The 16,026-nt window shown below is 59.1% G+C and carries 13 protein-coding genes; 6 read left to right on the top strand and 7 right to left on the bottom strand.

Going from position 1 to position 16,026, the window contains the following annotated elements; translation table 11 throughout:
• Positions 1-157: 157 nt before the first annotated feature.
• On the top strand, positions 158-1,573 hold the full coding sequence (gndA, locus tag PWG15_RS36220; RefSeq protein ID WP_275028036.1) for an NADP-dependent phosphogluconate dehydrogenase: 1,416 nt from the start codon (positions 158-160) through the stop codon (positions 1,571-1,573).
• A gap of 288 nt (positions 1,574-1,861) precedes the next feature.
• On the opposite strand, the gene PWG15_RS36215 is transcribed toward gndA, so the two are convergent.
• A complete protein-coding gene (locus PWG15_RS36215) occupies positions 1,862-2,470 on the bottom strand; it encodes a recombinase family protein (protein ID WP_275028035.1) in 609 nt (202 codons plus the stop codon).
• 95 nt (positions 2,471-2,565) lie between these two features.
• On the opposite strand from PWG15_RS36215, the gene PWG15_RS36210 reads away from it, so the two are divergent.
• Positions 2,566-5,469 carry a Tn3 family transposase gene (locus PWG15_RS36210; protein ID WP_275028033.1) on the top strand — a complete coding sequence of 968 codons (2,904 nt, stop codon included), beginning with the start codon at positions 2,566-2,568 and terminating at the stop codon, positions 5,467-5,469.
• Between the two features lie 757 nt (positions 5,470-6,226).
• Here the strand turns inward: PWG15_RS36210 and PWG15_RS36205 are convergent.
• From PWG15_RS36205 to PWG15_RS36190, 4 genes are read right to left on the bottom strand one after another with little or no spacing between them, the layout of a single operon-like run.
• On the bottom strand, positions 6,227-6,532 hold the full coding sequence (locus PWG15_RS36205) for a hypothetical protein (RefSeq protein ID WP_275028032.1): 306 nt from the start codon (positions 6,530-6,532) through the stop codon (positions 6,227-6,229).
• On the bottom strand, positions 6,529-7,068 hold the full coding sequence (locus tag PWG15_RS36200) for a hypothetical protein (RefSeq protein WP_275028030.1): 540 nt from the start codon (positions 7,066-7,068) through the stop codon (positions 6,529-6,531). Before PWG15_RS36200 ends, PWG15_RS36205 begins: the two co-directional genes overlap by 4 nt.
• A gap of 34 nt (positions 7,069-7,102) precedes the next feature.
• Entirely contained in the window at positions 7,103-8,101 is a 999-nt protein-coding gene (locus PWG15_RS36195) for a DUF8626 domain-containing protein (RefSeq protein WP_275028028.1), read from the bottom strand.
• Positions 8,101-8,556 (bottom strand): DUF3846 domain-containing protein, encoded by a 456-nt coding sequence (locus tag PWG15_RS36190; RefSeq protein ID WP_275028026.1) that lies wholly within the window; start codon positions 8,554-8,556, stop codon positions 8,101-8,103. The genes PWG15_RS36195 and PWG15_RS36190 overlap by 1 nt, the downstream gene beginning before the upstream one ends.
• Positions 8,557-9,471: 915 nt before the next feature.
• Here PWG15_RS36190 and PWG15_RS36185 point away from each other — a divergent pair.
• From PWG15_RS36185 to ligD, 4 genes are all read left to right on the top strand, one after another.
• Positions 9,472-10,029: a helix-turn-helix domain-containing protein gene (locus PWG15_RS36185; protein WP_275028025.1), complete on the top strand. Its 558-nt coding sequence runs from the start codon at positions 9,472-9,474 to the stop codon at positions 10,027-10,029.
• Entirely contained in the window at positions 10,016-10,306 is a 291-nt protein-coding gene (locus PWG15_RS36180) for a Y4lK-related protein (RefSeq protein ID WP_127664462.1), read from the top strand. The genes PWG15_RS36185 and PWG15_RS36180 overlap by 14 nt, the downstream gene beginning before the upstream one ends.
• A gap of 114 nt (positions 10,307-10,420) precedes the next feature.
• On the top strand, positions 10,421-10,849 hold the full coding sequence (locus tag PWG15_RS36175) for a helix-turn-helix domain-containing protein (RefSeq protein ID WP_275028024.1): 429 nt from the start codon (positions 10,421-10,423) through the stop codon (positions 10,847-10,849).
• Between the two features lie 881 nt (positions 10,850-11,730).
• Complete coding sequence (ligD, locus tag PWG15_RS36165; protein WP_275028022.1) at positions 11,731-12,723, top strand: non-homologous end-joining DNA ligase; 993 nt, start codon at positions 11,731-11,733, stop codon at positions 12,721-12,723.
• Between the two features lie 207 nt (positions 12,724-12,930).
• Here ligD and PWG15_RS36160 read toward each other — a convergent pair whose 3' ends face one another.
• Together PWG15_RS36160 and PWG15_RS36155 are read right to left on the bottom strand one after the other, a co-directional pair.
• Complete coding sequence (locus tag PWG15_RS36160) at positions 12,931-13,620, bottom strand: hypothetical protein (protein WP_127664459.1); 690 nt, start codon at positions 13,618-13,620, stop codon at positions 12,931-12,933.
• A complete protein-coding gene (locus tag PWG15_RS36155; RefSeq protein ID WP_275028150.1) occupies positions 13,617-16,019 on the bottom strand; it encodes a hypothetical protein in 2,403 nt (800 codons plus the stop codon). The genes PWG15_RS36160 and PWG15_RS36155 overlap by 4 nt, the downstream gene beginning before the upstream one ends.
• Positions 16,020-16,026: the final 7 nt, after the last annotated feature.

The raw sequence follows: 16,026 nt of genomic DNA, 5'->3' as shown, positions 1-16,026 counted from the left end.
GAAGAGGAGCTTATGTTATCGATAACAACTCTGTCAACGCACGTTTGTGGTTTTATTTTTCGCCCTTGCCAGCAACAGAATATTTCCTATGGTATCGATACCATTTCACTCAAGCCCTGCGTAGCGGGCTTCATCACGATTGCAGTGAGGCTTTCAAATGTCACAGGCGGAAATCGGCCTAATCGGTCTCGGCGTCATGGGCTCGAACCTGGCGCTCAACATCGCTGAAAAGGGCAACAAGATCGCGGTGTTCAACCGTACCGTCGAGGCGACGCACAAATTCTACGCGGAAGCCGGCGAACTCAAGGGCCAGATCGTGCCCTGCGACACGATCCAGGAATTTGTCGCCGCCATCCGCCCGCCGCGCCCGATCATCATCATGATCAAGGCCGGTGAACCGGTCGACCAGCAGATGGAAATCCTCAATCCGTATTTGGCCAAGGGCGACATCATGATCGATGCCGGCAACGCCAACTTCCGCGACACGATGCGCCGCTTCGAGGCGCTGAAGGACAGTGGCCTTACCTTCATCGGCATGGGCGTTTCCGGTGGCGAAGAGGGCGCGCGCCACGGTCCGTCGATCATGGTTGGCGGCAAGGAAGAGTCCTGGAAGCGCGTCGAGACCGTGCTGACCTCGATCGCTGCCAAGTATGACAACGTGCCTTGCGTCGCCTGGCTCGGCGAAAACGGTGCTGGCCACTTCGTCAAGACCATCCACAACGGCATCGAATATGCCGACATGCAGATGATCGCCGAAATCTACGGCATCCTGCGCGACGGCCTGAAGATGTCGGCGAGCGAGATCGGCGAAGTCTTCGGCACCTGGAACAAGGGCCGCCTCAACTCCTACCTGATCGAGATCACCGAGAAGGTGCTGAAGGCCGCCGATCCCCTGACCGGCAAGCCGATCGTCGACATGATCCTCGACAAGGCTGGCCAGAAGGGCACCGGCAAGTGGTCGGTGATCGAGGCGCAGAACATGGGCGTGCCGGCAACCGGCATCGAGGCGGCGGTTGCCGCCCGCAGCATCTCCTCGATGAAGGACGAGCGCGAGGCGGCCGAGAAGATCCTCGGACTTCCCGCCGTCGGCGAATTCAAGGTTGCCGACAAGGCTGCCTTCATCAAGGATCTCGAAAGCGCGCTGCTTGCCGCCAAGATCGGCGCCTATGCGCAAGGCTTTGCCGTGACGTCGGCGGCTTCCAAGGAGTTCAACTGGAACCTGCCGATGCCGACTATCGCCAAGATCTGGCGCGCCGGCTGCATCATCCGCTCGCAGTTCCTGGACGAAATCACCACCGCCTTTACCAAGGCGCCGGATGCCGCCAACCTGATCGTGACGCCTGCCTTTGCCGCCATGGTCAAGGATACCGACGGAGCATTGCGCCGCGTCGTCTCGGCCGCCGTGCTCGGCGGCCTGCCGGTTCCGGCGCTCGCTTCGGCGCTCGGTTATTTCGACAGCTACCGCCGCGGCCGCGGCACGGCCAATGTCATTCAGGCGCAGCGCGACTTCTTCGGCGCCCACGGCTTCGATCGCATCGACGGGGTCGAAAGCCACCATGGGCCGTGGGAATAGCCTAGCGGCAACGAGACAGTGCTGCGACAAAGGTAAAAAAGTTTGGAGAGGTTCAGAAGTGTTAATAAACTCAGCTGAACGTCGACGAAGCTGAATGCGTTGGACAGGGAAGCTTTGAAGCACCGTCCTTGCGTCAGACTCGACTGGCCCTAGTCCAGCCTCCCGCACTGCCAGTGTTCCAGTCGAAAAACTTCTCGTGCCGTGCACACAGGCTTGAGAACGCGACCTTCGCTCCTCTACAGCCCCCGAGCATCTGACCGCGGACTGGCAGAAATCCGCGCGGGTACGTCATTCGCCGCTCGCTCGATCGCGTTTGACGATATCAGCAATCGTATTCTTGCTAATCGTAAGATCGCGGGCGATCCAGCGATAGCTTCGGCCCTCCGCGATGAGGGCCAGTACCTTCGGTGCGAGCTTGTCCGACTTTGGTCGCTGACCGGATTGCCTCCCGAGCTTCCTGCCGCGCGCTTTGGCAGCGGCAAGGCCGGATTTCACACGCTCACTGATGAGATCGCGCTCGAACTCAGCAATGCCGGAAAGAAACGTCGCGAACATCCGGCCGTGTGGCGTCGACAGGTCGAAGGTCATGCCGTTCATAGCGATGACCGAGACTTTCCAGCTTTCCAGCTCGCGCAGCGTGTTGAGGAGATCAATCGTCGAACGTCCCCAGCGGGAAAGTTCCGTGACGAGGATGGCATCGATCTGCCGCGCTTGGGCGAGGGCCATGATCTTGCGACGTTCGACACGATCGAGCTTCGCGCCGGAACCCGTCTCTTTGTATATACCGGCTATTGCATAGCCAGCGCGCTCAGCAAAAGCTGTCAGGTCTCGCTCCTGCCTCTCACAGGACTGATCGACCGTCGAGACGCGGCAATAGATTGTAGCGCGCTGTCCCAATTGAACCCTCATGGATTTTCGGCCGGCAAGGCCTTGATTTGCATGGGACGATAGTCGTCCCTTTCTGACTGTACTTCAATAGGGACAACATCTGCATGCCACGGCGCACAATCCTGACCGAACGCCAGCGCGAGAGGCTATTCGATCTGCCGACCGACGAGCCATCATTGCTTCGCCATTGCATATTGAGTGACGAAGACTTGCGGCACATCAGACAGCGTCGCCGTCCGCGAAACCGATTGGGGTTCGCTCTCCAGCTTTGCGCCTTCCGATATCCCGGCCGTCTCTTGCAGCCCGGCGAGATGATCCCGCCCTCGATGTTGGCCTTCATCGGCGCACAGATCGGTGTCGCGGCTGAAGAGCTCGCCGAGTACGGCGCACGATCGGAAACCCGCTACCAGCATTCGGCGGCATTGCAGCAGCTCTATGGCTATCGACCGTTCGAAGGTCAAATGCGCGCGGACATGCTCACATGGCTTGATGAGGCCGCTGAAAGATCAAGAACGAATGATCAGCTGGCGGCCGAGTTTCTGGCGGAGCTGCGCCGTCGCAACGTCATTGTCCCGGCGATCTCAACCGTCGAACGGTGCTGCGCCGACGCCCTGGTCGCCGCCGAACGGGCGGTCGCGTCCCGCATCACCGGGCGTTTGGATGTGCAGAGCCGCACTCGGCTTCTGGCCCTGCTTTCCGAAACTGCCGATGGCCGGATCACCCGCTTTGTGTGGCTGCGTCAATTCGAAGCCGGCTCCAACTCAAACGATATGAACGGCCTCCTAGACCGGCTGGTGTTTCTGCGCAAGGTCGCCATCGATGTTGGCATTCTCGACGACATCCCACGTCACCGCGTGGCCGGTCTGCGCCGCCAGGGCGAACGCTACTCCGCCGATGGAATGCGGGATTTGCCGGAAAATCGACGATTGGCGATCTTGGCGGCATGCGCCGTGGAATGGTCGGCCATGTTGGCGGATGTCGCCGTCGAGACGCATGACCGCATTGTCGGAAAACTCTACCGTGCCTGTGAACGCAAACGGGATGAGCTGTTGCAAGCCGAACGCGCGTCGATCGGCGATACGCTGAAAATGCTTTCCCGCTTCGGCGAGGCACTGATCACCGCGCATGAAGAGAAGGATGACTTAGGATTGGCCATTGCGGAAGGCGGTGGCTGGGAGCTGCTCCGCCAGACTGTTGCGCAGGCGGCCGCGCTCACCGGCAAGGTCTCGGCGGACCCGTTGGAATTTGTGACCGACGGATATGCCCGTTTCCGGAGGTATGCGCCTCGGTTTCTGGAAGTCCTGGCATTCCGCGGCGGACGCGGCGCAGATTCGCTGCTTGAACCACTGGAATTGCTGCGCCGCCTCAATCGTCGGGGCGATCGCACTTTGCCCTTAAATGCACCGCTCGACTTTGCCCGATCAAGATGGCGCAAAAGGATTCTGAAGGATAGGAAACCAGATCGGCAAGCGTGGGAAATCGGGCTGTTGTTCGAACTTCGCAATGCCCTGCGTTCGGGTGACATCTGGCTGACCGACAGTAGGCGGTATCGCGAGATCAGTACGGCGCTGGTGCCGATTGAAACGGTATCCGAAACTGCACGGCTGGCCGTTCCGCTGGAGGCGGACGACTGGCTTCGCCATCGAAGCCACATTCTCGAACGCGGCATGGCGCAGATCTCATGTGCCAATGATGCTGGCGTTCTTGCAGGTGGGGCCGTCGCAGATGGCAAGCTTCAGATCGGCCGGCTCGAAAGGGCGGCGCCGGAGGAGGCTGCCGCGCTCGTCCTGAAACTTTATGAAAGTATGCCGTCCGTTCGGATCACGGACATCCTCATTGAGGTCGACGAAAAGCTGCGCTTCACGGATGCCTTTACTGATCTCCGCACCGGGATTGCCTGCGGCGATCGGATCGGCGTCATGACGGTTCTGCTCGCCGATGGCGTCAATCTCGGTCTCAGGAAGATGGCCGACGCCTGTGACACCCGCACTTTCTGGGAGTTGCTGCGGATCGGCAAATGGCACGTCAGAGAGGAGACGACGGCACGCGCTCTTGCGATGATCGTCGAGGCGCAGTCGAAATTACCGATGGCCCGCTTCTGGGGCGACGGAACGACTTCGTCCTCGGATGGCCAGCACTTTCCGGCAGGTTCGACCGGTGAAGCATTGAATGTCGTCAATGCCCGGTATGGCAATGAGCCGGGTCTTTCGGCGTACAGCCACGTCTCTGATCAATACGCTCCCTACTCGACTCAGATCATTCCCGCGACCGCGCACGAGGCACCTTACATTCTCGATGGCCTGCTGCAGAACGACACCGGAAGGCAAATCCGCGAGCATTATGCCGATACCGGCGGTTTCACGGATCATGTTTTTGCCATCTGCTCCGTTCTCGGCTTCCGGTTCGCACCGAGAATCCGCGATCTGCCGGACAAGCGGATTTACGTTCCCGCTCTTGACCAGGTGCCTCCTGTGCTTCAGCCGTTGATCGGTGGCCGCATCAACATTCGGCTGATCTGTGAAAATTGGCCTGATATCCTGCGGCTCGCCGCCAGCATGGCCGCCGGGACTGTCGTGCCGAGTCAGATTCTTCGAAAACTCGCCGCCTATCCACGTCAGAACAGCCTGGCACTGGCGCTCAGAGAGGTCGGGCGTCTGGAGCGTTCGATCTTCATGCTCGACTGGCTCAACGACATTGATTTGCAGCGTCGAACTCAAATCGGATTGAACAAGGGCGAGGCCCACCATGCCCTCAAGCGCGCGGTCAACTTCAATAGGCGCGGCGAAATCCGAGACCGGTCGTCCGAGGGACAGCAACATCGAATTGCTGGTCTCAACCTCCTCACCGCAATCATCATTTATTGGAACGCATGGAAGCTCGGCGAAATCGTCGCGGAGCAAATCGCGAGCGGCGAACCAATCGACCTCGAGCTGCTTCCTCATGTCTCACCACTCGGATGGGAGCATATTACGCTCACCGGAGAATATCGATGGCCGCCCTTAAGGTAGTATGTCGCCCCCTCCCGCAAACGACCCCTCAGTGGTTGTGCGTAATCACGAAGCTCGAATACGACAGGCCCGGCCGAGTGCACTGCGCAGCGGTCGTAACGGAGCGAAGCGGAGAGGAGAACCCTTTAGGGTTGCACGCCAAGGCGGGGCCTGACGTATCGTGCGCAGCATTAGATTGCGCATAGCCAATAAGGAGAGGCCGGGAAGCGCGGCCTTCGTAGCTCCGGCCGCCGCATTCGCCGTCAATCGGAAAATCGCCAGCTGGCCGCCGGGCCGGATCTCGGTCGCGATCTCGCTGCAGCGGGTCAGGCGCGCGCCAGCTCTTCAACGGTCGACAACGACAACCAGCCGAAGTGAGCCGGCCCGCTTGCGGGGCGGCCGCCGTGGATGGGGAGGGGAGCACGAGGGGAGGGGTGTCAAGGGCGCCCCTCGTTCCGCCCCTGGCCCGCTCGATGCGGGCTTGGGACGGCCGGAGCGCTTTGAAGTTGGGGAGAAAATCGCCTATATTGATTTCCGGAGTGGGGACGAGCCTTGCGGCCCGCCCCCGTTTCCTAGAGCCAGAATTGGACTCGGATCCGCACTTGCCAGGTGGTCCGGGTCCTTTTCACGTCTAGGGTGATGCTAAGTGGTAGGAACCACATGCAACACCTCCGGTTCGAGGGCGAGGCCGTCGCCTCGGTCGGGGTGGCCCATCCTCCCCGAACGCGCCGCTGGCTCGGCGCTGCTGCTTCCGCCCTCGAAACTGCTGTCGTCCTTCTTACCGCACTATGCCGAGTTGTTCACCAATGCTCGGCGGGTGCCTCGGTCCAGCTTCCTTGAGCATTGCCAGCATCATTTTCTGCGTCATGCCGCGCACCTCGTAACCTTGTGCGCGGGCAGCCTCGATGATGGATTCCAAAGTCCGGTATTCCTCAATGAACGCGCCCAGCCAAAGGGCGCATTCGTCGGTTTCCGGGTCGGGAAACGCCTGAAGAAAGAACGTCCGCAAGGGCGGATCATAGCCTATCGTCCCCTGCTCGTCCGTTTCAGTGCCGTCGGTGATTTGCACGGTGTGTCGGCTCAAGTGACTGCTCCTCTTGATCGCCTTTCCGGGCCGCGCCGGGAATAGCGCGGCCTATCACCGGTTGTAGTCATAATAGCGTTTGCACTTTTTCTAAAGCCGAAATGCGCGACCAACGCCTGATTTGCGCGATGGCAGGCAAGCGCGTAGGCGACGATTTGCGCGATCAAATCCGCGTCGGCGGCGCCCGCCCTTTTCGCCCGGTCGGCGAAGTCCTCGGCGAGCTCGCCGTCCTCCTCGCCGACATGCTTGTTGCCAACAATCCACGAAATCTGTGCGGTTGGGACTTCGAGCCGGGGCTTGATCGGAACGGCAGAAATCGAGCCCTTCCGGGTGCTCGCTGCGGCTCCGGCCTTCTCTGCCTCGGCTTCGGTCGGAAAATAGGCCATGACCAATTTCCGGCGCTGCGCGTCGGCGGCGCTGATGAAGGCGTGCCCGCCATCCTCGGTCTTATACAGCGCCCAATCGGCGGCAGTGCCGCCGAAATAGGGGTCGCCCTGGCCGTAAAACTCCATTGCAGAATAGATCGTGTCGACCATCGGAACTGTCCTCTTCTTGGATCTGGGCGAGTGATCAGGCGGCGCTAGTGCCGCTGATCGTCTTCAACACGCGCTGGGCGGCGTAGCGTCCGGACTCGTTCAAGTGCCGTTGCCAAGCGCCTTGCGAGGGCGACCAGCGGAAGCCGTTTGCCTTCAACACGCGCCGCGTCGGGTCGTCCGGCTTGCCGGGAAAGATCAACTGGATACGCGCAATGTCGGCGTTCTCCTTGATCTCGACGGCTCCCGCGCTCGTCTCGACCTCTTCGGTTTGGGTGCCGCGCTCCTTCATCCTTGCAAGCGCTGCAAGCCGTTGCTGCAGGCGGCGGAGTTCGGCGCGGCTGTTCGTGGTGCTGAACCCGCGCCGGGATTGCCACGGAGCTAACTTGATGCCTCTCGCTGCGGCATCAGTGGAAAGGCCGGTATGGGCCACAACGGCGGCAATCATGTCCTCTTCGCTGGAAAGGTCTTTCTCCATGCGCCGGATGATCGCGTTGGCCGCTTTCATCCGGTCGATGGAAAACGCCAGCTCCTCTATGCGGGTAACGATGCGCTGCATCGCCACCGGATCGCCGGATCGGATCGGCTCATCGTCCGTGCCGTGCGGGAAGGCCTTCCGCTTGGCGGACTTGCGGGCCATTGCCTCGTGCGCCTTCAGATCGGCGCGGCGGGCGTCGGAGATCCGCATGCGCTTTTCGTTGCGGGCAACCGGAAAACGGGCGGGACCGGTAATAAACCAGTTCATGCAACGGCCTTCCGCTGCCCAATAGCGGCGCGTCAAATCGACATGTCGCCGTGCGAAGGCTTCGATTTCAGCCTCCGGGATCGGCTCGCAAGCCTTGTTCCAAAGCTCCAGGACATAGGCGCCAAACTGATTCAACCGCTCGGCCAGGTCTGCAAGCTCTGACCTTGCGCGCCGGTCGGGAAAGTGGGTGAGCGCGTGAAACTGCGGCTCGATGTCCTCCGCCGCAATGGTTGCGGCGAAGGTTCCTGCGACGATGGCGAGGATGTTGTTTTCGAGGGCCGCGATTTTCATCATGCCTCTCCCTCGACAAGGGTAGGGGCGCGGCGCTCGATGCGGCATTGCAAACCCGCGAGCGCACCGGCGATGATGATACCGCCCGGCGAAATCTCGTCTGCCTTTGCGAAAACCGGGTCCAGGACCGGGCGGCAGCATTTGAAATGCTTCGCTGCGTCCTCAAGGCTGATGAGGGGGGACGTGTAGGGCGTGCTGCCATCGCCTCCGACAAGCACGATCTTGCCTGCGATAGGCTGCGGGAAGCCTTCGAAGATCGTGAAGGCGGTCAACCCCTCCTGCAGACCTTCTTCATCGACGAAAAGCGTGTGCCGCTCATCGAACCGCACGACCTCCAGCAGGCGGCAGCCGATAATCGCGTAAAGCGGCCGGATGCCCAGATCGACCTGAAGCTCTACCGGCTTAAAAATCGTGGTTTCCGGGTCCAGCACATAAGCGGTGTTTGCTCTTACCATTTTCTAGCCCTTTCCTTTCCGCGAAGCGGTCTAGCTCTTGCCCGAGGGGCAGGAGCCCCGCTCCTGCTCCCCGAGCTCGCGCGGAGCAGCGGGAGAGAGGGAGGCAAGGGAACAAAACGGAGGGGGTTCGCCCGCCCGAGGCGTGAGCCGAAGGGGCGACGCGGTCCGCGCATGCGGATCCGCGTCGATCCTGCACGGAGCGAGCCGAAGGCGAGGGGAGGAAGGACGGGGATCCCGTTTTTTCCCTTGTGAGGGAGAGAGGGCGGCGTCCTCTTTCCCTCCTTCAGGAAGGCAAAGCCGGCCGTCTGGCGGCCGCCATTTCGAGTATCAAAACCGCGCGAACCGCAGTGGGCCGCGGCCTCTTATTTGCAAGTTCGGAGGCAGCGGCCCGGCTTCCTTGTTTCCAAGTTGGGGAAGCGCCCCGACAATAAAACGCCGCTCACCGTACACCTTTCACGAAATTGCTGTGTTTTCGCTTGCTTGCTGTTTTCAGTCACACCACGGAGGACGCGGACATTTCACAGGATACCGATAGCCGACATGGAAAGGGCCGCCCTGGCTCGTAGATCAGGACGGCCCCGTGGTGCATGACAAGAAGGGCTAGCGACTTGCCATGACCAACTCTCGATTGTCGTTGCCGGTTGGCAATATGCTGATTTCACCGCGAGCTGTAAACGGCTTTTATAACCAATTTGATGCAGTCATGACGTGAAGGCCGCGAAGCGGCTCTTGCGCAACCGATCGTTACCCTATTGGGCGAAGAACGCTTTTTTGCGGTCTTCGTGCCGAAGGCATAGAGCGGGGTCGCGTCAGCGATGCGCCAAACTGATACCACCCAAGACGTTTTGAGGGTTCCAAGAACACAACCACTTCCATTAAAGTGGTCTGCTCCATGAACAACCACTGGTAGGATGAATGGCAGGACCGTCGCTGGAGCAATGGATCTCGGATCTCGGATTGCAGCAAGTCAATGATCCGGACGTTGACAAACCAGTGTATCGGCTGCCAGCCCCCGACGGTCGAATTACACTCAGCGCCGCGCTGGAAGAAAGAATCTCCGCCAGCATCCGGGAAGCCCGCGAGAGGCGAAATCTCTCCCGGTCTAAACTTGCGCCCCTGCTTGGTATCACCGAAGCGGTCTACGCCCCCTACGAAGCAAGCGTTTCCCGCCTGACGGTAGGCCGCCTGATCCATCTCTGTGAGGTGCTTGGAGCAAGTCCAGAAGAGCTTCTAGCGCCGGCAGCTCTCCATCTGTGGGGCGAAAAGCAAAGCAAAGTGGATCTGCTCTTGGCCTGCATCGACAAGCTGCGACCCTTCGACGAAGAAACCTTGCAGGACGTTTTCAGCTTGCTCAAACGGCTAGGCAAAACCGGAATGAGCGGCCACGGCGGGAATGGCGCGGCGTCAGCCGCGCCATTGCTCGCCCGGGCCGCTGGACCTTTGAAGAGGATGAATGGACATGGCGGAACCTGAATATGGGCGGCTTATGCTAGAGAGCGAGATCCCCGCCTTTGTCGACGCGGTGATCAAGACCGGCTGCGACATCTGCGCGATCGGGCACGACAGTTATGTGCTGGGCGATCTCGAGGAGATGGACGCCGCGGCGGACGAGCTCGAACGCATCGACGATAAATTCGGCGATCGCGATTTCCTGCTCCTGGAGATCGTCGCCTACTTGCGATCGATCGGCCGATATCTTGACCCAGGTTCGCCGGCGAAGCACTGGACTGAAAACGGCAATATTCACTGAAATAGGGGAATGTTCATCGAGCCGGTCGCGTTGTAGGAGGTCGCCACAAAAGAGGAACTATCAGGACTGCGATAGGTCGGGGCAGGGCACCCATCGCCGAAATACGGAGAATTCATGCTGACACGTACCCCTGAACGAAAGCAGCCCGCCCCCGTAGATGTTCATGTCGGCCGTAGAATCCGCATGCGGCGGGTGTGGATGGAGATGGCACAAGCGACACTAGGCGAGGCGATCGGGGTCACGTTCCAGCAGGTGCAGAAATACGAGAAGGGGACCAACCGCGTCGGAGCAAGTCGCCTGCAGCAGATTGCCGACGTGCTGCAGGTCCCGGTCTCGTACTTCTTCGAGGATATGCCCGGTGAAGCCACGAACGGCGCCGGCGTCGCCGGTCGGCCTTCCGCGCTCCATCCGGAGCTGATGCAATTCGTCTCGAGCGACCAGGGGCTTGCCCTCATTCGCGCCTTCTGTCGGATCGAGGACGAGAAGGTTCGTGCCCGAGTCGTGAGCCTGGTGAAAGCACTCGCCGAACAAGATCGATCGTGAGCGACTGTCGCCCGTCGATTTCTGAGCGGCTGTGTTCAGTGGGGCGACGATGCCATTGTCAACAGCTTTTGCGGCAACGATCGCCACGGCGACGTGCGAAACATCGTTACCGGCCCCGAGCGATAGCGCTGGCGGGAGGACCGATTTGCGACCGGATCCCCTTTTCTCTCCTTGTTTGGTCATCCCCCCGTTGCGACGGCAGAAGTGCCCGAACGCCCAAAGCTTGCGGTGGCGGAATGGCGGCAGATCGGAGACAAAAAAATGGGCCGACGGAAACCGCGGCCCATGAAGTGTGGAGATCTTTAACCTCCAGAGGGGAACAGCTGCTGCAGCGGTACTGGGAGGAGAAAACCGCCATGTGCATCAGCTGCGCGCACTATGCTCATTTTTTGATCGGATGGAAAACATTTATTGTGCAACGCAGCTATGCAAATGCTGCGGCACTTCCAAATCACTGGCAACGTCGTTTGTATCATGCGGCCCTTTGCACGACTTCAGCATCGTCACATTCCGCCGCCGCAAGAGCTTCGTCGTTGTCATCCGGATCTTATCTCGAGATGGACGCGAAACTTGCAGACTTGAAACTAAGCCATGGCTCCTCGTCGAGCTTAACCAGCTCGGATATGACGTGACGGGAGATTTGCAACATTTGTCAGCCGCAGAGATGCCGCGGATACCGGGAATGGGCGACCGGGACTGGCAGAAGATTGCGAAGGCATTGGGGCAAGAGCGAAAAGCACCGACTTGTGGCGATAGTGCATGGCTCCTCTCCGCCATCTCCGCGCGAAGATCGTAAGCGCGGGAGCGCACATGCGAAAAGCTACACAAAAGAATTAGCCCAACGTTTGCGCCGCCTCCGCGGAATTGTGCGTTAATGCGGCATGGCGAGAGCGTCATCAAAAAAGCCGCCCAACCAGCCGCCGCCAGATCCTCTGCCGGCGCGCATCGAACCGTGTGTGGCAATGCTCGTCGTCAAGCCCCCCAAAGGGCCTCAATGGGTCTTTGAGGTAAAGTGGGACGGATATCGCCTCGCGGTTCACGTGGAGCCGGGGAGGGTGCGCGTCATCACACGCGGCGGCTATGATTGGACACGCCGCTTCGGCGCGATCGCCGCCGGGGCGCGTCTGCTCGGGCATGAGTCCATAATCCTTGATGGCGAAGCAGTCGTGCTCGACGAGAAAGGGCGATCTGACTTCGGCGCCTTGCAACGCACGCTTGGCCGAAAACCGAGCTTGCATGATCCTCGCGAAATCCTCTTCTTCGCCTTCGATCTGCTCTATCTCGACGGACACGACCTGAGGCGGCAGCCGCTACGCGAGCGCCGACGGCTGCTCGAGCAGATCGTCGCCGGCCGCGAAGGTGTGATCAGGTTGTCGGAAGAGGTCGAAGCGGACGGCGACGAGTTCTACCGCATTGCCTGTGAGCATGGCCTCGAGGGAATTATCGCCAAGCACCGGGAAAAGACCTATCACAGCGGCCGCGGCGAATGGTGGCAGAAGATCACCTGTAGGCGTCGCGACAGTTTCGTCATCGTCGGCTATGAGCCATCGACAGTTGCCAGCGCGATCGGCCGGCTCCTGCTAGCGGCCTTGAAAAAGGATCGGCTCGTTTACGTCGGCGGCTGCGGCACTGGTTGGAGCGATCAGGAATCGGTCAAGCTGCGTGAGCTGCTGGACACGATCAAGGAGGACATGCCGCCAGTCGCGCTCCGGCGCAAGGGCGCTGTCTTCGTCCGGCCGATGCTCGTTGCCGAGGTCGAATATCGCGCCTGGACGGAAGACGAAAAGCTGCGGCATCCTTCCTTCAAAGGCCTGCGAGAACGGGCCGATGATGCAACTGTATTTTCTTTAGATCGCCAGCCTCCGTCGGTTTGAAGCAAAAGCCCAGGAGGGAACGCTCAGTGTGCCGCCCTCGTACTTTTAAAGGAAATACCGGGCAGCCAGGAGAACGGGGCGCCGCATTCCAACAAGGAGCCGAGGGTAAAATGGGGGGCAAAGAATGCTCTCGTTGCCTGCGAAATTGGCCCTGCGGCGATTACTGGAACCTCTGCAGGGCTTTCGATTGAAGCGAACACCTAAAACCTACTTTCTCGGTCTCTGGATAGCTTCAATCTGAACTTTAAAGCGGATTTGAATGCTCTCAAGAAGTTCGGCGAGCTTTTCGACATCTACCTTTGTGATGGACACGCTACCACCGGTAGCACCTCGCCTAAGAGCTGGCTGCCCCGTCTCCTCGAACCAGGCGAGCGCTTGTGAGATCACAGACTTTGCTGTCGAGAGCCGATCATTCAAATGCAGCGCATCGTTCTTCGATAACCCAAGGAAGGATGCTGCGCCGAGCCACATCCTTGGCTCGCCGTTGTCTTTGACAAACTTCTTGAACGTCAAGCTGTTGAAATATGGTGCCACAGCATCGTACAGATCCTGAGGGCTTCGTTCGGTAGCCGGTTGTCCTTGAGAGACGAGGACGATTTTTGTAGCCTCGTTGCGACCGAGAGCTGTTATTTCGTAATGGTTGGGTCGCGACTTAACGAGCCAGCCTCGGCGCAGGGGGTTATCCTTCTTCGTCTGCCCCATAATTTCCATCATTACTCGCTTGTGATCGGGATACTGATCCTCATAGCCGCGGCACCCAAAGCGATTTTGATCTCTTTTCCACGTGGCGACGGTCAAATCCCATTCGCTGAACTCGCTCTTGCCAGCCGATGCAAGGTCGTTGGCGGCGAGTAGGATTTCATGGGCTGCGGTGGTTCGCTTTGACGTTTTGGTCATTCCACGTTCGCCTTTTTGAAGACCTCTTCACTAGCCTGCCAAGCATGGTCGATGAAGCTAGCGCACTCTATTTCAGCGTGGGCAGCGTGCTGCAAGAACTGCGCCTCCGTAACTGCATTGTCGCGGATTTGCTGCCTGACGTGCAACCGCTTTAAAACCTCGAAACACTTAAGGGCCATAAACTGCGCGAACGTTCTGTTGCCGATGCCTCCAAGTCCCTTTGGCGTTCCCATACTCTTTCTCACACGCTGAGATTCGGCGCTCTGCGGATTCAGCCAAACGACATTAGGAAACTGAGGCTCCTCAATGATGGTAGGATAATCCTGGCCTCCATGATGGGTCCTTTGCTCCACCGGCAAGTCTGCCATTCCTGGCGCTTCTTCCCCGCACAAAAGTATTTCAGGGATATCTGAACCACTCTCGCCGCCGAGCCCTTTCGGCTGCACCCGCTCTGCACCGACTGCGACTTGGATCGACGCTTGATCGGTGAGCTTTGAACCAAATTTTACCCGCACGGTTGCATGGCCTTCATGCCCACCGGCTGTAAACACTCCTCCGCGTCCAATCGAACCCATATCTGGCTCGTCAATGGATGCCGAGATCAGTACATCTTCACGTGATCCAGAAGGCGTCTTGAAAGAAGTATGTAGCTTGAATTTGCCCCCTTGTTTCAGCGGCTCGGCCGGCCCAACGATGTCTACTGCTGAAACATCCAGAACCTCGATCAAAACTTCGTTCGACCTGATCTTTCCATCGGACGTCTCAAGCCAAGCGAGGGCAACTCCCGCCGCTAAACCCTCCACTTCATCCGGGGAGAAATTCACGACAGTGCTCGTATCCGTCTTGCCGACCAGATCATCGGCCTTAACGGGCTTCGACGATCCGTCGGGTTGATCCTCAAAGCAAGAGAAGAGCATAGGGATCTTTGTCCCGGTCGCGATCGCAAGTTCCAGCCTTTCCCGCTCCAAGATGATACGGTCAATCCTAGCGCCAAACTCCTTCTGATCGCGCGGCTCCCGCTGACCCGGCCCCCTTGCGCCTGACTTGCTGCCGCTCCCGGAATCAGAGTCGTCGCCGTCCGCCTCACGCTGCTCAAGGAAACTTCTCATCAGATCGCGAAAAGCCTTAAGCGCCTTTTTGGCTTTTGCCTGTTCTTGTGGTGCCGTCTCCGATGCCTGGACCTTCTGTATTTCAGTGGCCAGCGATTTCACTTGTTCAACGACCCAAGCTTCAAGAGCTCTAACCAGAGGCGTATCGGCGAGATCTTTGCGATCCGCACCAATCAGATGCTCATCGATCAAAGCAGGACAATCAACGCGCCCCCGAATGAAATAGACAGCCGGCATCGCCAAGCCCAAAGCTGGAAGTGGCCAATTAGCGACGTTGTTCCGAGAATTCCACAGCCGAATGACATTCCGGGCCTTCAAGTCGTCAGACAATGCAAGGTTGCTTTTGGTGGTTTCGAGCCGAAGTACCCCAGGCTTCTGCCCTCCATCTGACATCGTGATCGATTCCTTCGTGGACGGATCGAGCAGCACATCGGGTAACTCAAGTTCAATAGGTGTTTCGAATCCTGGATAGGGCTCCAGCGCGGATACTTCCAGCGGAGATCCGGTCACCACTTGCCCATCGACAAGCAACCACACATCGCAGGTTTCCAGGGTCAGCGCCGTTTGGCCGTGATCCTTAATGAGATCAGTGATCTTTCCGACCCGAGTTCCCATTCCATCCTGACGAGCCTTCGCCCACTGCTGTACCTGGTCGATGGTCACGGCAGTGAAGGACTCGCGCTTGTCGAAGGCGCCTTGAACGGAAGCCGGAAGCTTCTGAAACTCAAGGTCCATAGATCTCAAGAAAGCGGTCAAGCGTTTCTGTGGTGCATCCTCCCTGATGTTGTCGAGGGGCCTACCGGCTTCTAGTCCGAAGCCGGGACGATAGCGTACGCTTTCGTCGTCGTTCTGGTATCCCATGCAGGTGTAGAAACCGTCGCGGCAAGATTCCATTACGGCGCTTCTGGAAGCGCCGCGCACCATAAAGGCTTTGCCTCCGTTGCCGTGGCCCGCTTCGATCTGATCGGCCAAAGCTTGACGTGCACCTTCTCTTCCCGACCAGGTTTTCCAATGCTTGAAGTCCTCCGAACTCGCACCAGCAAAATCGAGGACTGCAAGCTTCTTCTGCTTGGTGTTGATCAGGACCGCAATTTGGCGATCTGAGCGCTGGCTGACATTCAATCGAAGGTATTGGTCCTTAGAGTTCTTGATCAGCTCTGGCAAACCGTCCCTCACCTGTGAAAATCGTCCCAGAAGCTGGTCAAGGGTATGCTCTATATCGATAGGAACTTCGTTCGAAAATTCAAACATTCCAGCCTCTTGAATAGAAAGTTCGCTGAGCGCTACCATTTGCAAT

Origin of the sequence: Ensifer adhaerens (genome assembly GCF_028993555.1) — a bacterium.
Classification (GTDB): Bacteria; Pseudomonadota; Alphaproteobacteria; order Rhizobiales; family Rhizobiaceae; genus Ensifer; species Ensifer adhaerens_I.
This window is presented reverse-complemented; position numbering and strand designations above follow the sequence as displayed.